General features: G+C 43.2%; 26 protein-coding genes. All 26 read right to left on the minus strand.

Features of this window, described 5'->3' with window-relative positions:
* Window positions 1-10: 10 nt before the first annotated feature.
* Window positions 11-2,656, minus strand: coding sequence for a peptidase G2 autoproteolytic cleavage domain-containing protein (locus tag ACINLD_RS09800; RefSeq protein ID WP_059231673.1), 2,646 nt, complete (start codon window positions 2,654-2,656; stop codon window positions 11-13).
* A 36-nt stretch (window positions 2,657-2,692) separates the two neighbouring features.
* Entirely contained in the window at window positions 2,693-4,402 is a 1,710-nt protein-coding gene (locus ACINLD_RS09805; RefSeq protein WP_059231675.1) for a phage tail protein, read from the minus strand.
* A gap of 12 nt (window positions 4,403-4,414) precedes the next feature.
* Window positions 4,415-5,251, minus strand: a complete 837-nt coding sequence (locus tag ACINLD_RS09810; RefSeq protein WP_059231676.1) for a phage tail family protein — start codon at window positions 5,249-5,251, stop codon at window positions 4,415-4,417.
* The gene (locus ACINLD_RS09815) at window positions 5,251-9,141 is read right to left on the minus strand and encodes a phage tail tape measure protein (protein ID WP_075213806.1); all 3,891 of its coding nucleotides are present in this window, start codon (window positions 9,139-9,141) and stop codon (window positions 5,251-5,253) included. Before ACINLD_RS09815 ends, ACINLD_RS09810 begins: the two co-directional genes overlap by 1 nt.
* 12 nt (window positions 9,142-9,153) lie before the next feature.
* The gene (locus tag ACINLD_RS09820) at window positions 9,154-9,336 is read right to left on the minus strand and encodes a hypothetical protein (protein ID WP_059231678.1); all 183 of its coding nucleotides are present in this window, start codon (window positions 9,334-9,336) and stop codon (window positions 9,154-9,156) included.
* A 2-nt stretch (window positions 9,337-9,338) separates the two neighbouring features.
* Window positions 9,339-9,674 (minus strand): phage tail assembly chaperone G, encoded by a 336-nt coding sequence (gene gpG / locus ACINLD_RS09825; protein WP_059231680.1) that lies wholly within the window; start codon window positions 9,672-9,674, stop codon window positions 9,339-9,341.
* Between the two features lie 60 nt (window positions 9,675-9,734).
* The gene (locus tag ACINLD_RS09830; RefSeq protein ID WP_059231682.1) at window positions 9,735-10,343 is read right to left on the minus strand and encodes a major tail protein; all 609 of its coding nucleotides are present in this window, start codon (window positions 10,341-10,343) and stop codon (window positions 9,735-9,737) included.
* On the minus strand, window positions 10,343-10,723 hold the full coding sequence (locus ACINLD_RS09835; protein ID WP_059231684.1) for a DUF3168 domain-containing protein: 381 nt from the start codon (window positions 10,721-10,723) through the stop codon (window positions 10,343-10,345). The genes ACINLD_RS09830 and ACINLD_RS09835 overlap by 1 nt, the downstream gene beginning before the upstream one ends.
* Window positions 10,720-11,103 carry an HK97-gp10 family putative phage morphogenesis protein gene (locus tag ACINLD_RS09840; protein WP_009329205.1) on the minus strand — a complete coding sequence of 128 codons (384 nt, stop codon included), beginning with the start codon at window positions 11,101-11,103 and terminating at the stop codon, window positions 10,720-10,722. Before ACINLD_RS09840 ends, ACINLD_RS09835 begins: the two co-directional genes overlap by 4 nt.
* Window positions 11,096-11,470: a phage head closure protein gene (locus tag ACINLD_RS09845; RefSeq protein ID WP_059231686.1), complete on the minus strand. Its 375-nt coding sequence runs from the start codon at window positions 11,468-11,470 to the stop codon at window positions 11,096-11,098. The genes ACINLD_RS09840 and ACINLD_RS09845 overlap by 8 nt, the downstream gene beginning before the upstream one ends.
* Window positions 11,400-11,750 (minus strand): head-tail connector protein, encoded by a 351-nt coding sequence (locus ACINLD_RS09850; RefSeq protein ID WP_059231687.1) that lies wholly within the window; start codon window positions 11,748-11,750, stop codon window positions 11,400-11,402. Before ACINLD_RS09850 ends, ACINLD_RS09845 begins: the two co-directional genes overlap by 71 nt.
* Window positions 11,751-11,765: 15 nt before the next feature.
* Window positions 11,766-12,215, minus strand: coding sequence for a collagen-like protein (locus ACINLD_RS09855; RefSeq protein WP_059231690.1), 450 nt, complete (start codon window positions 12,213-12,215; stop codon window positions 11,766-11,768).
* A 25-nt stretch (window positions 12,216-12,240) separates the two neighbouring features.
* A complete protein-coding gene (locus tag ACINLD_RS09860; RefSeq protein ID WP_059231692.1) occupies window positions 12,241-12,534 on the minus strand; it encodes a hypothetical protein in 294 nt (97 codons plus the stop codon).
* 16 nt (window positions 12,535-12,550) lie between these two features.
* The gene (locus ACINLD_RS09865) at window positions 12,551-13,756 is read right to left on the minus strand and encodes a phage major capsid protein (protein ID WP_081376398.1); all 1,206 of its coding nucleotides are present in this window, start codon (window positions 13,754-13,756) and stop codon (window positions 12,551-12,553) included.
* Between the two features lie 39 nt (window positions 13,757-13,795).
* Window positions 13,796-14,425, minus strand: coding sequence for an HK97 family phage prohead protease (locus ACINLD_RS09870; RefSeq protein ID WP_075213805.1), 630 nt, complete (start codon window positions 14,423-14,425; stop codon window positions 13,796-13,798).
* The gene (locus ACINLD_RS09875; protein ID WP_075213804.1) at window positions 14,415-15,662 is read right to left on the minus strand and encodes a phage portal protein; all 1,248 of its coding nucleotides are present in this window, start codon (window positions 15,660-15,662) and stop codon (window positions 14,415-14,417) included. The genes ACINLD_RS09870 and ACINLD_RS09875 overlap by 11 nt, the downstream gene beginning before the upstream one ends.
* A 5-nt stretch (window positions 15,663-15,667) precedes the next feature.
* On the minus strand, window positions 15,668-15,838 hold the full coding sequence (locus ACINLD_RS09880; protein WP_165395386.1) for a hypothetical protein: 171 nt from the start codon (window positions 15,836-15,838) through the stop codon (window positions 15,668-15,670).
* An 11-nt stretch (window positions 15,839-15,849) separates the two neighbouring features.
* Window positions 15,850-17,559 (minus strand): terminase large subunit, encoded by a 1,710-nt coding sequence (locus tag ACINLD_RS09885; protein ID WP_075213803.1) that lies wholly within the window; start codon window positions 17,557-17,559, stop codon window positions 15,850-15,852.
* Complete coding sequence (locus ACINLD_RS09890) at window positions 17,559-18,092, minus strand: phage terminase small subunit P27 family (protein WP_059231699.1); 534 nt, start codon at window positions 18,090-18,092, stop codon at window positions 17,559-17,561. Before ACINLD_RS09890 ends, ACINLD_RS09885 begins: the two co-directional genes overlap by 1 nt.
* Before the next feature lie 381 nt (window positions 18,093-18,473).
* Window positions 18,474-18,848, minus strand: coding sequence for an HNH endonuclease signature motif containing protein (locus ACINLD_RS09895; RefSeq protein WP_059231703.1), 375 nt, complete (start codon window positions 18,846-18,848; stop codon window positions 18,474-18,476).
* Window positions 18,849-18,899: 51 nt separating this feature from the next.
* Window positions 18,900-19,238, minus strand: coding sequence for a hypothetical protein (locus tag ACINLD_RS09900; protein WP_059231705.1), 339 nt, complete (start codon window positions 19,236-19,238; stop codon window positions 18,900-18,902).
* Between the two features lie 75 nt (window positions 19,239-19,313).
* Window positions 19,314-19,787, minus strand: a complete 474-nt coding sequence (locus ACINLD_RS09905; RefSeq protein ID WP_003185366.1) for a hypothetical protein — start codon at window positions 19,785-19,787, stop codon at window positions 19,314-19,316.
* A 244-nt stretch (window positions 19,788-20,031) separates the two neighbouring features.
* On the minus strand, window positions 20,032-20,256 hold the full coding sequence (gene cotD / locus ACINLD_RS09910) for a spore coat protein CotD (protein WP_075213802.1): 225 nt from the start codon (window positions 20,254-20,256) through the stop codon (window positions 20,032-20,034).
* A 750-nt stretch (window positions 20,257-21,006) separates the two neighbouring features.
* On the minus strand, window positions 21,007-21,387 hold the full coding sequence (locus tag ACINLD_RS09915) for an ArpU family phage packaging/lysis transcriptional regulator (protein ID WP_003185369.1): 381 nt from the start codon (window positions 21,385-21,387) through the stop codon (window positions 21,007-21,009).
* A 112-nt stretch (window positions 21,388-21,499) separates the two neighbouring features.
* The gene (locus ACINLD_RS09920; protein ID WP_075213801.1) at window positions 21,500-21,691 is read right to left on the minus strand and encodes a hypothetical protein; all 192 of its coding nucleotides are present in this window, start codon (window positions 21,689-21,691) and stop codon (window positions 21,500-21,502) included.
* A 14-nt stretch (window positions 21,692-21,705) separates the two neighbouring features.
* Window positions 21,706-22,172 (minus strand): putative metallopeptidase (locus ACINLD_RS09925; RefSeq protein ID WP_410206980.1); only part of this gene is annotated, 467 nt, incomplete at its 5' end.

The raw sequence follows: 22,172 nt of genomic DNA on the forward strand, positions 1-22,172 counted from the left end.
TGAGCCTCCTTTACAGCTGCGGATACATAAAGACCAGGGCGACACCATATCCTTTTTGATGAGAGTAAGGCTGCTTAATACGCATCACATAAAAGCCTGTTCCGTCTTCTGATTTAGTGCCAATGCCGCCTGTGGGCACGATGCTGTCTCCTGCCTGGGCCGTATCATCAATCCTGACATAGACCTGGCCGACCAGCCCCACAACATGCCACTCGTCCCGCTCTTCCCGCGGAATATATTCTACATCCGGATCGTAATGTGGATTTTCTTTCGGAACGAGTTCTTTTTGAATTACCACATTACCGTCTTTGTCTTCTGATTCAACGTCGATTTCTTCATAGATGATCCCGCCGAACTCATTTCTTAAATAGCGATCATTCCAATAAAAAGCTGCGCCGCCCATAATGACGCCGGCCGTCTCTGAAATAACGCCTAAAACCTTTTCACCTTTTTCTGCTTTCCGGATTTTATCGCCGTCCAATGTTACCAGGTAACCGGATTCAATCTTGCTGCCATCTTTGGATTCAAAGTATTCAGCCAGGTCCTTTAAGTCAGAAACACTTTCAATACGACCGGTGCCTAAAACATTCCCAGCCTTAGCGTTTATCTCTATCTTTTTATTTGAAGCCGATGGACTCCCGGTGCCGTATCCAAGCGCCACCGTATAGCTCTTATTGTTAATGACAGCTTGTGAGGATAAAATTGTTCGGGATACTCCATCCCCCTCAATCCTGACATTATTTGATGCTCCGATGACAGACCGGCTTCCGTCTTTTGTTGCGGTCGATCTTTCAGAAGAACCGATCACCACATTCCGCGTGCCCTGTGCCTTACATCCGCCGGTTGATCCGATAACAGCTGAAGCCTCTCCGGAAGCGACAGGATCACCGGAAGAAGCCGCAAGAAACCCAGTCTCTGATGTCGCATATCCTGAAGTTGTGGCAACCCTCGTCCCGCCTTTTAAGTTGTTTGGCACATATTTATACTTTTGGCCTTTAATCATCGCCGCGTAATCATAACCCTCTGCATAAACACCCACAATATTGGCTTGGCTGTTTGGTGAGGTGATACCATAAGCACCCTTGTCCCCTGTCATGATCCCATTGTTGATATTAACGTTATATACTCCCCCACCAATCACAATGCCGCTTTTAGCAGATTTATAGAACGTGAAGTTTGAAATGTTGACATTATCAGTCCGCTGGTTGCCGCCAAAAAGACGGATATCCGCTTCAGCTTTTTTAAACCCGCGTACTTGAATCCCATTGAGTGAGATGTTTCGGCTGCGATATTGCAATGCGATTGCCGGATAGTTTTTATAATCGTATGAAGGATCACCGATAGCTGTAAAGCCGCTTACCACGACATTTTTATAGGCAGAAATGACAAGCGCACGCGGTGAAAGGTCTTTATACAAGGAATTAAATACCGGTTCAATCGCCGTACAATCTGTTAATGTGACACCGTAAGCTGTCGTGCTTTCAGGGTCAGATGCTAAATGATGGCCGATGTGACGGATATCGTAGGATCGCACATCGCGATAAGACACATGACCGATAACATGGACATTTTGAGCAGCCGGCCATTTGGCATGAGCTTTTACCTCCACGCCCCTGACGTTTCCTTCAGAATAGCAATTCAGTATCCAGGCGTGCTTTGAACCGTCGTCAATTTCAATACCGTTGGAATTGGACTCCCCCTGTTTATGAGCTTTGCCGCTTGGATAAACACAATGTGAATTGGAGATGAAAATATATTCACTGTAATGTGTGGTAATCCCGTCATCCCCATATCCATAGGCAACACAATTATCAAGCCATATATAACGGCTCCCGTTCTTCGTATAATCGGTTGTTGGCAAATGATCATAAGTAGGAGCTGTAATATCAAAACCGTGCAGCCCTGGGTTTATCGCCTCAACATCTTTCACCCAGCCATATTTCACATTGGCAAGTGTTAAGCAGCTGGAATGTTGCCCGCCAGTCGCCCGAACTCCGCCTTGTCTATTCGGGTTCCAATCAAGCGACATCCCCTGCACAAAAATATTTCTATTCCCCTTCTCATAGTCTGCATTTGTAATCACCCATTCACTGGCGGGCGTATCCTCATGAAGCTTGATGGTCGTGATACCTTTTCCCTTTCCATTCAAGTACGTCCAGGATGGGAGCTTGATGCCTTTCACAATATAAGTCCCGGCACTTAACTCAATTCGCACCCGGCCATTCCCTAATGCCTTTTTGAAAGCCTCGGTGCTGTCGGTTTTCCCGTCCGGAACGGCCCCAAAGTCATCAACATACACAGTCCGCTTTATTTTTTGAGCAAGCCTATTAAATTCTAAATCTAGCCGGTCTTTCAAGGTTTGCGCGATTTCTCCTTCAGTTGTCACCCGGGCGTCCACTACTTCTTTGACATCTGAACCGTCGTGATTTGTGACCAGGTTGGCAAAGCGCGCTGATAAATTTTTAAGACGGTTTCCAACAGTAAAGCCGCCATGGTCAATTTGTTCCGACGTATGGGCGGCTTTGATAGATTCATGGCGTTTTAAATTATATTCGTGTTCATTTAATGTGTTTTCTATGTTCTGAATATCAGATCTTAACTGGGCTTGATGACGGGAATTTCTCGTATGATCATAATCTTTTATTAGCCGAATCAATTTTGCTCACTCCTTTTTTGGCAAAATTAAAAACGCCTACCTGAGCGTTTTGAAAAGCTGGTCAATATATCGTTTTTGATCCCTTAGTTTCTTGGCCTGATTGACTGCAATATCCTGAATATCTTTTCTGAAATTCGCGAACATCAATTTTGGGCTGCTGTATGGGTTCAACGGGTTGTACTGAATTGAAATCAGCCGAACATCGTCTTCAAACATGATCCCTGATGCCGTAACAGCCAAGACATGGATGGTGTCGCCTTTCCAGAAATCTTGCTCGATCTCTAAAAGCTTCGGCTCATAGATTTTTTGGAAATCTGCTTCAATAGTCAATTCAGGATATGGATTCACATGTTTTTTTAATGCAGAAATCATACTGCTGGCTTTTTTTATGGTTTCATCTTTAATTGGATCGGCCCAGCGCGGCAGGCCTTCGAGTAAAAACTTTTTCTCATCCGGATGTACGTATAAGATCGGCTCAAATTCATATTGTGGTTTTTTACTGTCGGTGCTGCTCTTCTTCAACGCCCCGTAACCCCAGGCGCGCGTTGTACAATTTTGCGAGTTTGTCTTAATAGAAATACCTGGCATGTTATAGCGCGAATCTAAAGTAAAATTGATTTTTTGTCCAATTTTCTTATAAACAAGGATTTTATAATTATCAACATCCAGCTCAGGACCGTAATCCGAAATGATTTTATCCACCAATTCCGTGGAATTTCCGTCACCAAAGTTTTCTTGTTCGGCACTCGGAAAGTCACTCGCTGGAGCTTTTAATACATATTTGAATGGCGTCCCTTTTAATGCGATATCAAAAGCCTCTTTGATTGTCATTTTTTTAGACACCGTTTCAGTCACATAATTGTTGATCAGCAGGACCGAGAAAATATGGCTGGCCGAAACAGTTTTCCTCAACACATTATTTTCTTGCCGTATTTCAACGTTTGTAATGTAATACTTTTGATGATTAAATTTCCGTTCATCCAGAAAAAGAATGTTATCGATCACCAATAGATCAAATTCAATGGCATTTTCCTGCGTTTTGGTGATTGTAAATGTAAAACTCTTCTTCCCCGTCGTATCGTCCGTCAGATCGAGCGAGACGCCCGTTATTTCAACCACATTCTTTCCGTCTCCTGCTAGTACATGCAGCTGTGGAAAATCAACATCCGTAGGCAAATTTTGATTAAGCGGAACGTCTTTCCCATCATATTCTTTGCTTGGTACCTCCGGCGTCGGTATCGGTGTTTCAGGTTCATCTGGTTCGTTCGGTACCACATCCATAGAATCATATTGGGTTAGATTATAAGTTTGAATGAGATTATTCAATTTTGTTGCGTAATTTGGGTCAGTCGCATAACCAGCTTTTACAAGCGCAGCGGTTGCCTTTTTATAATCTTTTTCTCCGACCACAGCTTTATAGTGATTAGGATCCCAGCTTGTTCCGTTCACATACAACTTGGCTAAATCCTGAAATGATTGATACCAAGACGGATACTTTCGGAACTTGGCTTGTACACGGGTGGCATTTCCGCTCTTATCATATTCAGTCGTCCACATGAGGACATATTGGCCGTTATAAGTACCCTTAATACCAAATAAGTTTTTCCCTTTCTGGGCCAGTTCACTTTTACCCCATCCGCTCTCTAAGCAAGCTTGAGCAATAATGAGAGACGCGAGAATATCATACTTTTTATAGACTCTTTGGGCGTCTGGTGCAATTTCCTTGATAAAATCTGTGTTTGCCATTTTGCATGCTCCTTACGCGTAGTAGAAACGGGTATCGAATATGATTTCAAAATCATTGGTATTCTGGATTTCAAAATCATTCATACCTATATCGAGTCCCGGGAGCCTGCCGGATGTTTTGATAGGTGTTTTATTGATCACCGTGTATTGCTTAATAAAAGAAACGCGCTGTGATTTTTTTAATTCCTGTTCAATTTTCAGTTTCTCACCATTTGTATGGTTGATGATCGTCACATTTTTTCCGACCGCCCATAAGGTCACATTGTAGTCATGTTCAAGAGGATTGATATAGGCGTCCCCAGTGTTATAAACCTGAAACCTCTTTCGATTTTTGAACCTGTATTCCAGATCATCTCGCATTTGAATGTTCATGCCTGGGCTCCAGTATTCCCCGTGAAAATTCTGTTTTGTCAAAGACGTAAATTTTGATTCAGCCAGGCCGGTGACGTTATTAAATTCCACAGTAAAAGAAGTTTGGTTTTTCTGTTTGTCTTTCTGTATGCTGAAATTACCGTCACACGTAACGAAAAAACGGAGGTTAGGCAATAGATCAGTTGAAATATAATAAGGGAACGGCTTCACCAAAAGCGCATAAATTTCTCGCCTGTACTGATAAAAATTTTCTGCGATGATCGAATTTAATAGAATTTCCACCTTGATAGATCGCTCTTTAAAAACAACATCGCGGGGATGCTGCGGCAAAACAAGACCGTTGATCCTCGGTATCTTCACTGTTTCCCGTTCAATGGCCGGTGAATCAGGCGTAAAACTCAGCAACTTAAAATGGGGGAGCAAACTTGATAAGCTCTGTTCCCCCAGGCCATTATTAAAATCTAAATAAAGATTCATCAGGTTCGTCTCACCCCACTCTGATAAGCATTTTGATCATATCGGTCTAAACTCTTCCTATCCAAAATCCTGCCGTCACCTTGTTCAAAAACGATTTCCGCCACTTGTTTTCCATCAATATTGACAGGCGCCGGATAAATTCTAATTGGCCCGCCCGTGGCCGCCGGCTCTGGTTGTCCTCCAAACGATAAACCATTAGAAAGAAGCGTAATGAGAGCATCAAGCTTCTGATTCAAAGAAGGTGTATCAACTTCATTTCGGACAACTAACTCCGAACGCAAGGACAGCAGCTCATCAGCCGCACCTTTTATGTTGTAAGCCATTTTATTGATCTCCTGTTTGAGTGACAGGTTGGCTCCTTGCCCTAACGCCTGGGCGCTTCGTTTTGCGCGCGCGACCGTTTTGCTTATCCCTATCGCGAATCCGTCTGTAAAGTTGTTACCTTCAGCCATACTCTTTTTCGCAGGGGAATGAGAATCAATAGACTTTTTCAATGCTGATAATGCAGATTTACCAAGATTCCAAGCTGCTTTAAAAAGCGAGTTGCTGCCGATTCCGCCCTCAATTCCTCTGACAAATCCAGAGACAAAATCAGATCCCACACTACTGGTTTTCACACTTTTCAATCCAGATTTCGCCTTGTTTGATACCTTCGAACCGGCATTGTAAGACGCGGTTTGCTGACTCATCAACCCTTTGGTCAAGTCCATACCGGCTTTTTTACCGCCCCCGCCGTCAGTTGTCTGACCTAGACGACCGGACACGTTTTTTGAAAGGCTTGCTGCAGTATTATTGTTTTTAGGCTTTGTGGAACTTAAACCGGCATTGTGCTGATCACCTTTTTCTTTACCGGCTGCACGTGCCGCCCCGCTGTTTTTAGATAGCTCGCTGTTCACCGATTGGCGGAGCACGCTGCTGGATTGTTTATTAATCCCGAGCGTGTTTCTTAAACCGAGAGCAAAAGCATTTCCTTTTTCCATTCCAAACTGCTTCGGCTGCATCTTCCCTTGGCTTAATCCCTGATTGGCTCCTTTACCAATGAGACTCCCTGTTTCCTGGGCCTGTCCTAATGTACTGCTCAAACCAAGAGTGAATGCCGATCCTTTTTCTCGTCCAGCCTGTTCAGCTTTTTCATTGCCGCCGTTCATTTTTTCAAGGACGTTTTGGATCGCTTCGTCTGCTTTTGCCTGGGCTTCCTGTTCTGAATTACCAAGACCAATATAAAAATCCTCAAGTGCCTGTTTAGTGGTTTTGATGGCTTCCTCTTTACTTGCCCCGATGCTATCCATAAATTTGATCTGTTTTTGAGCCCATCGCTCTTGATATTCAGCATCTAACTCATCCATAGAAGTCACTATTCCCAAAGAATTAGTGTAATATTTCTTTTGTCTCTCAAGAGCCTTCCCGGTTTCCAGGTCAAGCAATTTTCCGTTCTTGGACATCTTTGAAAAAAGCGCGCGCAGATTTTTTTCATAAGAAGCAGTATTTTCGGCAAGGGTGTTATGATAGTCCGCTGAACTTTTTTGCAAGAGAGCTTCTAACGCTTCAGCCTTGAGATAACCTTGTGCATGCAACTGATTTAGAACCTTGTTCCGATATTCATAATCTTCTTTCGCGGCTTTTTTGCCATCATCGTAGACTTTTTTAATCTTGTCGTTGTATTCTTTTGCTTGCTTGAAAGAGAGCTTTCCTTGCTGCTCTGTCACCGCTTTTTGCATGGCAAGAGCTTCTTTTTGATTGGCCGCAAATTTGCTGGTCGATTCTTCGAAATAAGAAATGATCTCGTTAAGTCTTCGTTGCTGAGCATCATTCATTTTCGATGAGACAAGGCCGGTTTCTTTTTGGAGCTGTTCCAGTTCCTTTACTTTTTCCCTTGCCTCCTGGATATCGTGATCAATATTACCGACCATTTTATCAACGATTTTTTCCCCGGCCTTTTGAGTGTTTTTATCCGTATCATCCAGCAGGCCATTAATAACGACTAAAGCATCTTTTTTCAGCATCTGAAGTTGCTGCACCAGCTCATCCCGCATTTTAGAATACGTTTCAACTAATTTTGCAGCCATCTTATCAGCCTGCTCCCCGGAAACGCGGGTGAGTTCAAAAAGTTGGACCTCTGCCTTTTCTCTCAAATCCACATACGAGCCGGCAGCTTTTTGTGTCGCCTTTGAAACTCCTTCACCAAAAAGCAAAGCCTTTTCCCTGGCCTCTTCCTGCTTCTTTTTCATGTTTTCGGTTTGTTCGGAAACGGCATACATGGCGACTCCTAAAGCACCCAATAAAGCCGTTCCTCCGACAAAAGCCAAGCCCACAGGACCAGTAAAAGCTAACAGAGCGCCGACTCCTGCCGTTAGTGTAGCGACAGCCGTCGTCACGCCTAATACTCCCGCAGTAAGAACCGCAGTTTTTCCAATGGTTGCTTGTGTGCCTTTATCCAGGTTGTTAAACATGGTAAGAAGGGCGGAACCTTTATCCGCAAGGTCACCGATTGAAGGAAGAAGTCCCTCGGTTAACGCAATTTTCGCGCCTTCCATAGCCGACTGAAATTTTGTGATGCTTCCTTGAGCATTATCAAGCATGGTATCTGCCATCTTTTTGGCTGCGCCGTCGGATTCTTTCAGCTTTTTCGTATTTTCTCCAAGCGCTTTCGAACCTTTTTGAAGAAGGACAGCCCAATGTTTATAGGCTTCAGCACCGACAATCGTTTTCAGAGTTGCAGCCTGCTGCTCTTTGGTCATGCCTTTCATGCCCTTTTCCATTTCTGCGATGACTTCAGGCATGCTTTTCATATTTCCGGCAGCGTCAAAAAATTCAAAACCAAGTCGATCAATTTCTTTTTGTGCCTTCCTGGCAGGAGTTGCGAGACGGATCAGGGACGTACCAAAAGCTTGACCTGCAATAGTACCCTGTAAGCCGGCATCACCAAACGCCATGATGGCAGCGGCTGATTCTTCCATGCCCCAGCCGAGAGAGTTCGCATTTGGTGCCAGGAACTTCATCGCCTCGCCCATTTGCTCAACATTGGTATTGGCGTTGGATGCTGCATAGGCTATCACATCGGCAGCATGCGCCGATTCTTCGGCCTTTAATGCAAAGGCGGACATGATGTTTGATGTAATATCCGCAGCTGTTCCAAGTTCAAGCTGTCCGGCCGCAGCAAGGCTTAACATGCCAGGCATAGCCCCGTAAATCTCATTGGTTTTAAATCCAGTCATCGCAAGGAAGTTCTGTGCTTCTGCAGCTTGGCTGGCTGTGAAAGACGTGCTGGCGCCAAGTTCTTTCGCTTGCTCCGTTAACTTGGCGAGGTCTTTCGCGGTGCCGCCGGAAATCGCCTGCACTTTACTCATTTGCTTTTCAAAATCCATGCCAACTTGAACCGCATCTTTTAAAGGAAGGACCAAACCACCAAAGGCAATACCCGATGTCATGGCGATAGATGAACCGACATTCCTCATTGTGCTGCCGACTGCATTCATTCTTTGGCCCATTCTGTGGATGGTGGCAGAAGCGCGCCTAGATTCATCCTCCAGCCTTTTGATCCTCTGCGTGGTCTGCGTCAAAGCATTTTGCGTTTTATTCATTTCAGCTGTCGCATAGTTCAGCCGCCGAGCCAGCATCTGAGTTTCTTGAGCATCTTTACCCTTTTTAATAGCTGAATCCGCATAAGCCCGCTCAAGAGCTTTTACTTTCTGCTTATGAATGTCCAACTGCCGGCTGAGTGTTTTCGATTTTTCTTGAGACGTCCTTAATTCATTGCCCCATACGCCTACAGCTGTACGGTTCTTTTCGAATTCAGATTTGACGTTCTTCATCTGCTGAGCAACAGCACGCATTTCCGTTCTGAATTGGTTCGAGTTTGAATACAGTCTGACTTTTATGTCCTTAGCCAATCGGTCACCCCCTTACCCGAGCACCTGGTCAATGTAAAGGCGCTTTTCTTCTTTCTCTCCTGCTGGCTTACCACCGGCTTCTTTTCGGCGTGCCAGGCGCCGCAGGTGATAAAGAATGTCCATTTCATCAATCTGGTTTTGTGTATAGCCGATTTCTTCTAACGCGTTGTACATGTCAATGACAGCGTCAGACAAATTTACTTCCCCGGCTCTTCACCGTCTTTTGGATCAGGGTTTAAAATCTGACTGGCCTCAGCGATATTTCCTAAAACGTAGTTTGCTGTGCCGTAAATTGTTCTCGTGACCAGCCTCGCATCAATGCCATTTTCAAACTCATCAACTGAGAATTTATTCCCAAATGCATCACAAACAAATTCAATTTGTTTTTCAGTGAAAATGCGCTCAGCATCAGTTGACTCAATATCCTCTGTGATCTCGGCCGCTTCCCGGAACAGCTTTCCTGAAATGAAATTTGGTGTGACAAACTTTTTGTTTTTACCATTGATTCTGAGATTGATTGAAATAGGATCCATCTTGATTCCTCCCTGTTTTTGAACAATAAAAAAGAGCGCCTATGAGCGCTCCAAAATTCTTTATTTACCTAAGCCAATTGCTTCGGTTTTAGTATCTGTTGCAAAAGCAGAACCATCATATACAACTTGGTTAAACCAGCCTTCGCCATTAAAAGTGTCACTGTCTTCTGCTTGAGCTTTCCAGCGTCTTTTTCCTTTTGGATTTTGCAACGGCATAAATCCAACCTTAAACTTCGCACTTTCTGGGTCAGCCTTGTCTTCTGTCGTTTTCGATTCAATAGCCATTAATTCAGGCAGCCCTTTAAGAAACCAATAATACCGGTAACCGCCGGTTGATTTCTTCGCTCTGAAGCCGAAAGCCAGATGAATTGCCTTGTCTTCAGCACTTGCAAAGGAAACTCCATTCTCTTCCGTATGGCCGTAAATTTTATTCTGCAATTTTAAAGGTAGATCGGCCATTTCAGCTTCTAAATCAATGTCACCCATACTATTAAAAATGTCATAGACACCATTATCAGCCCAGAATTTTGTTTGCTCTGATTTAGGATCTACCTTTATGCTTACTGCACCCGGAATTTTTATAGGTGTACCGTACTTCAAACTCTCTTCATCGTCTTGGATGACTTCCGCACAGTGAAACATATCCAAACCATAAATTGTTTGTCCCATTACTTTTCCTCCTTAAAAAAAGCTTTCTTATATCGCATTGCTTTGTGAAAAACCTTGTCCGCCTCTTCGTATAAATCTTGTGAATCATACCGGCGGTATCCAATCGATTTCATAAGCTGATCAATTTCTTTCGCGATTTTGGTTTCTTTATTAACCGTATTTGAATTAGTAAAAATGCTGATCTGAAAGCGAGCCTCCGAGGATCGTGCCTGATTATCGGCATATGAATCATCAGCATTTTTCAATTCTGTATATATGACTCTTGGGTATGCATTAACATCTGAAGCGACTCTATTATGAAAGCCGCCTGCCACCAGTTCTTTTAATGAAAAATCGTTGACCAGGGCAGCGCTCAATTCTGCTTTTGCATCAAAACTCATTTGATTGGAGCTGTTAGAATGCGGGCCATTACTTCCACAGCTGACGCCTCCCCTTCATCCCTGCCTTTTTCGATAAAAGGATACGGTGGCATTTTTGATGTTCCATACTCCAAGAATCTGGCCCGATAAGCGACTTTTTTATTGGGTCCAATTGAAACGAACTTTTCTGCGCCTTTAGATTCCCTGGCCTTTGAAACCGTAATGTTATCAGCTATATGGGGCTGATTTTTATCGCTTCGATTAACATTTTGTCGCTGGTGCTGCGCGATAATTTCCCCGCCGGCTTGCAAAGCCACATCTTCCGCCTTTTCCACGTCCTCACCGATTCTTTCAAAATATCGATCTAGGTCGGCCAGCCCTTCAAAGTTCATTTCAGCCATTGAGCCCCACCTCCTGGCACATAATTTCAAGCCACTTTTTTGAATCTTCAGGATCGTTAAAGTCAAGGATGTCAAAGGCTCGGAAAATCGGTTCACCCTTTTCAATTGTGCCGATCTGTTCAACGATTCTCATATCGCGTTGAATATCTTGCCGAAACCGAATGGTGATCTTTTTAGGCGATTTAACGCCCCATGCCCCCGCAATCATAGATTCATTGTTTCCGAGAGAGCTAACCCCCTCCACAGCGCCCCACACGGTGAATAAATCAATATAAGTTTCGGTCCAGTTCAACTCTTCATCCTGAATCTCGGTCTTCTTTTGAAAGGTCAGGCGGTGCCGCAGATCGCTGGTCCTCTTTTTCTTCATCTTCCTGCACCTCATCATCCGTATAACGCAGTTGCGTCAATAGATTTTCAACAGTAAAAGGGATGGACGAGCCGGTTGTCCCTGACTCATACATCCCTCTGTTTTCGTACCAATGCTGGACAAGCATTTTGACCACAATTTCAAATTGTGGGTTCCCATCAACAAACCGCCCAATAGCATTGACAATATAGCTTTTCGCTGCCGCAATAAATTGCGATAACATTTGATCATCTTCAGAGTGGTCTAGGCGGAGATAGTTTTTCATATCCACCAAATTCATGATGGTTCACCCGCCTTATTCTTGTAGCTCATTGTTCGCGGAATCGTCAGAGCCTGCCACTTTTTCTCTCAACTCATCAATTTGAGATTGAAGACTATCAAACATGGCCTTTACTTCGCTGTTTAAGTTATCCGGCATGACGCTGCCAGTACCAATGTTTTTACTTCTGACAACATTTTCACCAAGCATTTCGTGGGTGATGCTCCCGTCTTCAATGACAGCCGGATCACCTTTCTCACCTTTGGGTCCTGGCTCTCCCTGTGGGCCTTGTGGGCCGGTATCTCCTTTGTCCCCTTTTGGCCCTTGTGGTCCCTGGGGCCCTGGTTCCCCCTGCATCCCTTTAATGTATAAAGGGTTGTCTTCACTGTTATTCTTCAAATAGACAGCTGTTACAGGCTTACCTGTGCCGTCATCCTCTGCGGAAGTGTAAACGCCATTACTTTGGTTTAAAAATTGTTCTGCCATTTTTCATCATCCTTTGCTTGAAATTTTATTCAGTGCCAGATGAACCCTCTAACTCTTTCAGCTTGGCTTCGATATCGGTAAAACGCTTCAAGATAGTCGAGTTCAAATGCTCTTCCATTACACTGCCGGTACCGATGTTGTTACTTCGAACGGATTTGTCATCGAGCATTTCATGAGTCACGCGGATATTTGATCCGTCCCCGCCTAAAGTAACTTCCTGACCGTCCTTTATGACTTTTCCGCCATTAATCTCTAAAACACCGCCTATGACTGTTCGATCCCCGCCATCGGTGTTATAGTTTTTTGTTACATGTGACATCAAGGCTTCCTCCTTATTATTTTGCTGCCTCTTCAAGTGTTAACTGACCATATACGGCCGCTTCAGAGTCCCATAGTTTGACATCTTCGCGTTCAATAGCGCGCACTTTTGTTGTGTTGGTTTCGAATGCACCGGCACCCACATCCGTGGAAGCGATAGACTGCTGTTGGCGGTCGAACAAGACAATTGCCTCTTTCAGATCCCCGACGATCACAGGTGCTTTTCCTGATTTTGTTTTCAGCACTCTGTTAGAAACGACAACAACCCGGCGGCCAAACAGCATTTTTTGTGTTGGCTCAGTCGGGTTGTCTTTAAGAAGATAACGGCCGTCACCATCTTTCAAATTATCAAGGTAATCAAAACCGTCCTGGTTCGTCATAATGATAGCGTTTGGTGAAATCGCAGGATCAAGGGTTACATTAAGGGTTTTCTTAATGGCATCTAACCCTTTAAAATCAACTTTTTTCAGTTTTTCAAGAGCTGCAAGAATAAGAGCATTACGGGTTGTGATCGACTTTTTGGCGAACCACTTTGCCACATAGTTCATAATTGCTTGGTCTGTATCTTGAAGCAATGTATTTGAAAGAGGCAAGATTCCAGCATAATCAACAATGTTGTAGGATAGCTTGCTGAATTTCGGCTGATCTGTTTCTTGAATTTCATCCATTTCTTCAAGAACCGCAAACGGAGTCATGTCGCTGTTTTTCTCGAGCATTCTTGTTCCTGAACGTGTTGCAACCGGTTCTACTGTCACGTATTGTTCAAGCTGGTGTTCCTGCTCCCGCTTTAATTCTTTAATAGTTCTGGAAATATCTTCAGGAATTAAAATGCCGCCGTCTTCCTCATTTTTACCGGACATAGCTCTAAATTCAGGGCTTTCAAGTAAGTCACGTTCTTCCTCAGTCAGACGCTTACCACGAATTGATTTAACAAAGACAGAAGTAAATTCTTTTTGTCTTTCTTCCTTGTCTTCATTTCCGTTTGATCGATTTTGCAAATCGCTCCCCAATTTTGAACCAAAATTATCTTCCGGTAATTCCGGAACAGCAAGAGAACGGCCTTCCGCCAATAATTCAATTTGATTTTTTAAGGTCTTGGCCTCGTCAAGAAGCGTACGAGCCTCTTCGGCATTTCCCTCCTGCAGCTTTTGATCAGCTTCTTTTTTCTTTTCCGTAAATTGTTGTCTCAATTCAATTTCTTTTTTGCTCATTTGCATTGGCATAAATCGTTTCCTCCTTGTTTTTAGACACAAAAAAGACCTCTATTCAGGGAGAATAAGGTCTAATAGTTCTAGTTCCATTTTTAAATTGTCATCCGGCAACTTCCGGGCTTCTTTGAGCAGCTCCACTTTCTCCAAACTCCGTGATCCGACGACTGCCTCCGTGTCGTTATAGGCCGGGGTGGTGACAAGTGAAATATCATATATGCGATGGATTTTATTGATCCGTCTTTCATAAATGTCTTCCTCATCATTAAAACGCCATTCATCAGCATCCGCCTCATTGTGATTTAAGGAAAAAGCAAAAGAACACTGGTTTATGACACCGCTTCTTATATTCGCCATTAAATCACGCGCGTATGACGTGTCTGACGGCTTAAAACGGAATTTGAGACCTATGTTGTCCGCTTCTAATTCGAGCCGCCCTGTGTCCCCTGAGACGGTATTTCGGGCCAATGGGTAATCTTGCCGATGATTAAATAATGCAATAACATTTGAAAGATCAGCCGAATCCAAAGCGTTCCGGCTAATAATTTCCTTAAACCATCCCCCAAGCCGTTCAGACCACTTTTCAAATTTCAGTGCATATCCTTCCACAAATTCGCTTTCGCCTTCACCCTCAGAACGAACTTCAATAGGTGTGGTTAACTGCCGAATCTCTTTATCCTTCATCCTTTTTGTCACCTCCCTTCAGGGCACCGCCAGCTTTAAGCCGCTGGTATTCCTCCATAAAGTCCAGAAAAACATAGTTTAAGCTGGACATGTATTTTTCTCCGTATTCAATCGGATTCCGCTCAATTAATGCCCTGATTTCGTTTTTATTTAAGGCGCCGATTTCATGGAGTATTTTCAAATATTCGGCCTGTGTCTTGCTGTCTCCGCGCAGCTCACTATCAATGTTGAATTTCACATAGTGGCCGGATTCCGTTTCATGGTCCATAAAGAGCTTAATGTTAAGCTCCTGTTCGAAATTAATAATCCACGGCTGGAGAGTGTTTCTCACATATTCAATGGATTGGTGTTCGATATTTGAGAATGTAGCCTTATCCAGCTCATTAAGCTTGTGCAAAGGTACTTTGTAAATCATCGATATTTGGGCCTTATTGAATTTCATCGATTCCACGAATTGGGCCTCTTGCAGCGGCATGGCGATGGGTTGATATTCAAGACCGTTGTCGATAATCGCGATATTTTCACCTTGATTGACTCGTTTCCATTCTTTACGTACATTTTCTTTCGGCTTCTCATCTAAAAAAGCAGGAACCTTTAAGATCCCGCGCGGCGTTGCCTCGTTTTTATACAGCTTCGCATTATATTTTGTTGCGGCGGCCTGAGCTCCAATGTGTTCGCGAACGACGCCGATAGGTGATTTTCCTTGTATGCCGTCAGTGGAAAGGCCTTTGAAATGTAATACCTCATGCTCAAAAAGTTCCACTGTCTGCCCATTGAGAACAGTTTGATACCACAGCATGCCCGTTTTTGGATGAACAAAGGCATTTGTAGCGTCCGGCCGTAATGGATACAAGCCTTTTGGATAGCCATTGGCTCCAAACTCAATGTATGAGTAGCCATTCCCCCAAGTCAAAACATGAGTCATCATGAGTTTTTTCCAGGTGAACGCGGTCATGTAAGGGTTTGGCCGAGCATAGACAACATAGGCAGCCGGATGACTCGGCTTTCGCTCGATCCCGCTTTCTAATTTTTGATAGGTGTGAATTGGTAGCTTGGCGATGTCATCAGATAATACATTCACACAGGCAAAAACATCCGGCTGCACAAGCGAATTTCTTTCATTCACTTTTTCGCCGCTCGCAGTCTGCCTGCCGCCGAATAAATTTAAAAACAAATCGTTGAAGCCGTTGATATCCTTGGAGTCGGATCGTTTCTCAAACACCCGATCAATTAGCAATTATTTCACCTCCCTTTCTTGGTCAGGAGATAGGCATAGAACATAAAAAATACACCCGTCAGAATCAGACCGATGTTCGTATTGAGTCTATATGCAGCTGCAAGGATAAAGGCGGCCCCCACCACAAACAGCAGATCATTTAAAATTAAAAGCAGAAAGGCCAGGAATTTTTTCATTCTCTCACATCCTAAAAGCTGAAATTATCAGACATGAAATGTGCATTCAGGTCTACTTTTTGGTTTGTTTCGTGATACATCGCCCTGGCGTATGCATTAATGACAGCCGCAGCCGGATCGATTCTTTGCGGAGATTTTGCTTTATCAAGCATGATATTCTCCTGAGGATCAATTTTCATGATCGCATTATTGATCGCCCAATTCAAAACCGGGTCATCCCCGTGAACAACTTTGCCGTCATACACTTTTTGACGAAAGTCTTTTGTCGGCAAAGATAGATGATTGATTCTTTGTGGAATCTCCACCATGGTATGGCCTTTGGATTCAAGCCGTTGAGCCAAATGCAAGGCATTCCATTTGTCATATGCGGTTTCCTGTGGCCGGAATCGATGCTTGTAAATAAATTCAATGATCCATTTTTCAACTATTTGATAATCAACGGCGTCTCCAGCCGTATAAGTGATGTAGCCCATCTCTTTCCACAGATTATACGGCACTTTATCCGTTGCCATTTTTTCTTTTGCGCGCCCTTCAGGCATGAAGGAATGTTGTCCGACATAATAGATTCCATCAAGAACACCAACCCAGCCAACTGATGTTAAGTCGGTAGTCATGGACAAATCCAGCCCAAGATATACGGCCATGTTTTCCAGATCAGGAATTTCACCGCTGCACGCGCGCCATTTTGACATTTTCATATAGCCGTTATCCTTTTGATCAACCCATCGGTTCATATTCTTGGTAAGGAAGCTGCGCATTTTTTCTGGAACTTCGAGCGCAACCTTTAAGGCAGAGCGTAGTGACTCCATACCTTCCGGATACGTTGCAACAATAGGGTTGGCTTTAATCCAGTTTGATTCGTCTTTTATGTCGTCATCAGGATCGAGTTCGCAGATCATGACAAAATAGTCATCGTTTTCTGTGTCAGCATCAGGATCGAGAATCTTGCTTGTATATTGGTATTCCTTAAAACATGGCCGCTCCATGTTGAACCCGGCTGTCGTGATGATTGCCATTAATGGGCTGCGCCGGGCGACCATACCACTGTCAAGCACATCATAAATCTCGCTGGTTTCATGTGCATGGTATTCATCCACAATTCCCAATGACGGGTTTTTACCGTCTCCGAGCTTTCGGGCTTCGCGGGAAAGGGGCTGGATAATTGAGTTCGTTTTATACTTTTTTACCCGGCCATTTGCAGATGTATATTTTCCTTCAAGGATCGGAGCATGCTGCAGCTGTTCAAGAATCGCCTGGTAAACTTCGTCTGACTGCTCCCGGGACCATCCAGCAATAAACACCCGGTGTTTTTCGGTGGTCGGGAACACTTCATAAGAAGCCATGAGCGCAAGAAATTGCGACTTCGCATTCTTACGAGCCAGTTGAATATAGACCTTTCGGAACCGGCGGGCGCCGTTTTCCTTTTTAAAAAAGCCGTATACATTGGCCGCAATAAAAAGCTGAAAGTCCGTCAGCTCAATCGGCTCACCCGCAAGTATACCCTCAACATGTCTGAACTGCCGCGCCCATTCGTAAAAATCTAGCACTGCTTCAGCGTCATAGTAAAAGGGGCAATCCGGGTCTGCTAACGCCTCAACATCTTTAAAAAATCGCTGCACAGCCCATCTATGCTTTTGACAAGCCTTAATCTCACCGGAAAGTATTTTTTCGCAATAGGCCCATACACGCTCAATCAGAATTTCAGCGGTGACCTCTTGCATTACATCCGGCCCCCAAACCGCTCTTCCTCTTTTGATTTCGGCTTGTCGTCATCCTTTTTAGGAATAACGAGCTTGCAGCGCGAGGAAATGGTTAAGCCCAAATCACTGGAAGCCTGCCGACATTGTTTGAATAGTTTATCTTGATTGATAAGCAAGTCCGAATACGCTTCATTAACTACCGTTTTTTCTTTTTCCCCCACGACATTTCCCTGTGCGTCCTTATCTTTGACGATTATTGTTTTCATTGGCCCTTGCTCAAGCAGCTGGTCCGTCACCTGAAGGTAAAGTTTCCGTGAATATAAAAAACGGGCGAGCGCATCAACATCTAAATTCGTCATAATTCCAATGTTTTTCAGCTCATCCGCTATTTTTTTGAACTCTCTTTTTAAGTCTTTCGGTAAATAAGAAGGCGCCTTTACTTTGTCACTTGGCGCCTTAATCTCCTGCTTTCTTCGTTCCTCAATCTCCTGTTTTGTCAGGTTTTTCTTACCTTTCACAAGCAATAAGTCAACTGGTTGCCTTGGTCTTGCCATTCCCTCACCTCCTTCCGAAATTTCATTTAGGGAATTTTTCAAAATGTGGAGGGGAGCGCGGTCTCCGGCGAATCCTTTCCAGAGATTTAAGGGCGGGGGGTCTCCATTTCCTCCCGCAGCTGCAGCATGGCCGTTTCTAATTCCTCTCGAGCTTGCGTATATTTTTGTTTGTATACGTCAATTCCCTTTTGAGCTTGTGCTTTAAGACGTAGTACAGTCAGCTTCTTTACCTTCTGTTGCATGCGCCTGATCGTCTCGTTTGTGTAGCAGGACGTGTATTCAGTCTGACACCGTGGGCACTTGATGTAATGCTGCCGCACCCCGTTGTCATACTTCCTAACTTTCGAACATCCTTTTATATGGAACTTGGTTCCACAGTGATCACATACGCAGGTTTGATGTTCTGTTGCCAAAGCCTCCATCCTCCTTCGCGGTCTTCCTACTGTGGCAGGGCGCACACAGCGGCTGCCAGTTGGAAGAATCCCAAAATAGTTTTTTATCCCCTTTATGCGGTGTGATATGGTCAACAACTGTCGCGGGAACCCGTCTGCCTTCCTTCATGCAGGAAAGACAGAAAGGATGCTTCGACAGGTACCCCTGTCTTGCCTTCCGCCATTTGCTGTCATACCCCCGGCGGGCAGCTGACTCACGGTATTGATCATAGACTGGCTTTTCTCTCTTGTGCTGTTCACAGAAACCTTCCCGGGTGAGAGTCGGACAGCCTGGTTCATTACAAGGTTTCAATGGTCCTTGCATATTATCCCTCCAAATAAAAAACGCCCTCCCGTTTGGGAAAGCGCTAATAGTTTAAGATTCAAATTGTTTTGGAATAGGTTCTCTTCTAAGTAACTCCCAATCTTTATTTAACTTCCGATTCTCCACATCATAAGAAGTGATAGTTACTATTTCAAACTTTTTGACTTTATCTAAATGTTGTTTGCCTATTTCAAACAGCCATTCATGAATGTCCTTTGTTTTCAAAGGATCTCTTAAAGCATCATTTCCACCTAATTTTGATGATCCATCCGCTGCTATTGCAGAGTATGTTACACGCAGTTCAAACAAGATTTGCTCATCTTTTTTTAAATAAATACCTTCATAGGCGTCGTGTCGAGGACTAATTTCATATTCTACATTTGCACTCAATTTCCCACCTCCCTACTACCAAATTATAGGCGAAAAGATAGGCTAATGAAACCATATGCGAAATTTGTCGAACGATTATTTTTCGGACATATCTTTCTCTTTTCTTGCCTTGATTAACTCAAATGTTTTTAAAACTGAAACAGCTATGTTCCTATTTCTTCTATCAACGGCAACTATGTAAAGGATACAAATAATGGTGACTCCAGCAAAAACTAAACCCATCCACTTGTGCTCATTAGATTTAAAGAACATTGTGAGGTACACTGCCAATAAAGGGATAAATGCAGGAACATATTTTGAATGGTCTTTGATATTCTCTATATGAGAAAATCTTGAAATAGCATACTCCAAACATTCGATGTCCAACTTATAAATAAGAGATTGCCGTTCCTTGTAGTAATTCATATCCTTTCCAAATCGAAATTCTTCAAGAAAGTAGGCAAGTAATTCTTTTTCTGATTTTGTATAGATCACTTCCTCTAATTCTTTTAATTTCTCTTTATTTATCTTCTTGCCAGTATTGCTTTTCTGTTTTTTCTTTTTACTCAACTTTCTACTCACCCCCTGATTTTATCGGGAATGAACTGTTATCTTTAATAAAATGCAAAATTTGTCGAACGAATACTCTTTGATATTCTTCTAATCCAGGTCACACTCAGAGGCTCCCTTTGCCGTCAATCGTTTTATCTAAGATTCACTGGACCCGGTTTACAGAGAACATAAAAAAGCACCCTTCATTTGGGTGCTATATATGATGATGCACTGTAAACCATACAGACATTGTTTAATCCCACTAGTTACAACATGGTTTACCACAATGAGTATGAGAGTGTGTAACAGGATCGTAACTAGAATAAGTGTGTGGATATTGATGCACATGCTGGAAATGCTTATGATGCACATTTGTTACATGCTGCGGATGAATATGCGGCACAATTGTTTTAGAAAAAGTATGAGTTTGACAACAATTAGTCGGGTGTACAATTGGCGGCATCATATTTGGTTTGCAATGAAACATGACTAAGCTCCCCTTTCATTCATTTATCATATTCATTATTAAACTATGATAAACAGTGTATACATGTACCATTACAATCACCCATATTTGTCCGATCGAGTACTATCCACAGCCTAAATCAAAAAAAGTATCCTCAAAAATTTTTTAAGGATACTTAAACTGAAAGGAGAGAAGTAAATATATTTATTATTATGATTTCGATCCATATTTGCAGCTTGTCTATTCGAATTCATTCAAAAAAACAAGAAGCATCCTTCAGGATACCTCTTGAAAAAAGGGGTAATTCTCGATGTATTTTATTTTATGCAATAAATTTAAAAAAATAAACTTGTCTACTCGCTTAATACCATAATACTCGATAGTCCAGTCTTGGACTGTCCTCTTATCTTAGTTGTACAATTCCTCCTTACGCTAAACGCTTATTCAAATTTGCGCCTTACACATACTTCGGGAGGAAGCCAAGCATTGTAAGGCAGCATGTCCAAAAAACATACTTCATATAATCTCCCGATACCAAAGCCGCAAGACTAGCGCGATCCGGCTCAGAATGCTCCTCCCGTTTGGCTTCATTCTTCATCGCCTTAATTTGAGTATCCGAATTCACCTTGATAAGGGAATGGTGCGTATCCCGTTATTCCTTGATAAGTAAATCTTATCGACAAATTACGCATAAAAATTCCCCCTCTTTATCCCCCCGATTATCGGAAAAATGTCGGGATTTTGTCGGGTTTTTCTCGATGAAAAAAGCACTCAGATAATTCCGAGTGCTGTTGCAATACGGCAGATTGCCCGCTGCTTTATTTCATAATAGGTATCCTTTTTCATGCCGAGTTCCATATAAATATTGATGTCTTTCACCCTGGCAGCCGTCAGGTATTTCTTTTCGATAATTAAACGTTCCTCATCGTCCAAGCTGTTTTGTAAAGCCCGTTCCATCTGTTTGACTTTGAGTTCATTAACGGTAAATGAATCCCGGAGGGAAGGGAAAATGTTTATGCCGGCAGACGAACATTCTTTTTTATTCTCTAATTGGACTTTAAGAGCGCGGTAATTTTTCAGTTCTTTGATGACTATTTTTCGAACGGCTTTTTCATCCACATCATCGAGAAAAGATAGCTGTTCTTTTGACATCCTTTCCCTCCGTTCGTTCATTTTTCTTTTTCCCATTCCTGGATCCGTCTTTCTGCAATCTCCATCCAGACGAATGGAGCAGCAAGAATGAGGATTCCTATAATTAGATAAATCATAACTCCTCCTTATTGGCGCTCGTTACCTTCTCAAGCTTTCTAAAATCATCTGAATTTATAGCAACATTTTGGATACCACAGAAGGCACAATGAATTTCATCCGGGTACTCAGGCCTTTCGACAAATGTCCATTCCTCGCAATCTTCACAATAGTATCCATATAATTCTTCTTTGTTCACTTCCATCATTCCGTCGCCTCCCATCATTTCACCCTTTGAAGTCTATTCACATCATCAATATTCATTTGATAGTCAGCCTCACGGACGGCTGCAGCAAATGATTCAATACCTTTTTCCCAAAGGCCATGGCGCTCAATGATTTCCGAAAACTCTTCAACGTCATGCTCGCGGATTCCCCAACTGTCAGGATCTTCTGCGGGCCCGTACATAGTAACCCATTTGCTTGAATCATTCGGATCTGGTTCCTCCCATTCCGCGCGGGTAAAATGACAAAGCTCATGATCGACCAGGGCGGCGCGCTGCTCATGGTTCATCGTCTTCCAGGCTTCTTTATTGATGAATACAAAAAGCATGTAATCGGTCATATGACGCTCAAAGGCCGTGCATTTTTTCGCCTTCCCAGCCCACTTGCTGCTACCTTCCCGGATGTAAAAACCGATGTGTTCCTTTGCATCTTTTAAATGTGGGTGATGTTTATCAATTAAACTTT

Origin of the sequence: Bacillus sp. z60-11 (assembly GCF_046464135.1) — a bacterium.
Lineage (GTDB): Bacteria > Bacillota > Bacilli > Bacillales > Bacillaceae > Bacillus > Bacillus sonorensis_A.

What these genes read in the sequence shown, in the direction of transcription:
- ACINLD_RS09805 (WP_059231675.1), bottom strand. Translation starts at nt 4,402, where the DNA reads ATGGCAAACACAGATTTTATCAAGGAAATTGCACCAGACGCCCAAAGA.
- ACINLD_RS09810 (WP_059231676.1), bottom strand. Translation starts at nt 5,251, where the DNA reads ATGAATCTTTATTTAGATTTTAATAATGGCCTGGGGGAACAGAGCTTA.
- gpG (WP_059231680.1), bottom strand. Translation starts at nt 9,674, where the DNA reads ATGGATCCTATTTCAATCAATCTCAGAATCAATGGTAAAAACAAAAAG.
- ACINLD_RS09830 (WP_059231682.1), bottom strand. Translation starts at nt 10,343, where the DNA reads ATGGGACAAACAATTTATGGTTTGGATATGTTTCACTGTGCGGAAGTC.
- ACINLD_RS09835 (WP_059231684.1), bottom strand. Translation starts at nt 10,723, where the DNA reads ATGAGTTTTGATGCAAAAGCAGAATTGAGCGCTGCCCTGGTCAACGAT.
- ACINLD_RS09840 (WP_009329205.1), bottom strand. Translation starts at nt 11,103, where the DNA reads ATGGCTGAAATGAACTTTGAAGGGCTGGCCGACCTAGATCGATATTTT.
- ACINLD_RS09845 (WP_059231686.1), bottom strand. Translation starts at nt 11,470, where the DNA reads ATGAAGAAAAAGAGGACCAGCGATCTGCGGCACCGCCTGACCTTTCAA.
- ACINLD_RS09850 (WP_059231687.1), bottom strand. Translation starts at nt 11,750, where the DNA reads ATGAATTTGGTGGATATGAAAAACTATCTCCGCCTAGACCACTCTGAA.
- ACINLD_RS09855 (WP_059231690.1), bottom strand. Translation starts at nt 12,215, where the DNA reads ATGGCAGAACAATTTTTAAACCAAAGTAATGGCGTTTACACTTCCGCA.
- ACINLD_RS09860 (WP_059231692.1), bottom strand. Translation starts at nt 12,534, where the DNA reads ATGTCACATGTAACAAAAAACTATAACACCGATGGCGGGGATCGAACA.
- ACINLD_RS09865 (WP_081376398.1), bottom strand. Translation starts at nt 13,756, where the DNA reads ATGCCAATGCAAATGAGCAAAAAAGAAATTGAATTGAGACAACAATTT.
- ACINLD_RS09870 (WP_075213805.1), bottom strand. Translation starts at nt 14,425, where the DNA reads ATGAAGGATAAAGAGATTCGGCAGTTAACCACACCTATTGAAGTTCGT.
- ACINLD_RS09880 (WP_165395386.1), bottom strand. Translation starts at nt 15,838, where the DNA reads ATGAAAAAATTCCTGGCCTTTCTGCTTTTAATTTTAAATGATCTGCTG.
- ACINLD_RS09885 (WP_075213803.1), bottom strand. Translation starts at nt 17,559, where the DNA reads ATGCAAGAGGTCACCGCTGAAATTCTGATTGAGCGTGTATGGGCCTAT.
- ACINLD_RS09890 (WP_059231699.1), bottom strand. Translation starts at nt 18,092, where the DNA reads ATGGCAAGACCAAGGCAACCAGTTGACTTATTGCTTGTGAAAGGTAAG.
- ACINLD_RS09895 (WP_059231703.1), bottom strand. Translation starts at nt 18,848, where the DNA reads ATGCAAGGACCATTGAAACCTTGTAATGAACCAGGCTGTCCGACTCTC.
- cotD (WP_075213802.1), bottom strand. Translation starts at nt 20,256, where the DNA reads ATGTTTCATTGCAAACCAAATATGATGCCGCCAATTGTACACCCGACT.
- ACINLD_RS09915 (WP_003185369.1), bottom strand. Translation starts at nt 21,387, where the DNA reads ATGTCAAAAGAACAGCTATCTTTTCTCGATGATGTGGATGAAAAAGCC.
- ACINLD_RS09920 (WP_075213801.1), bottom strand. Translation starts at nt 21,691, where the DNA reads ATGATGGAAGTGAACAAAGAAGAATTATATGGATACTATTGTGAAGAT.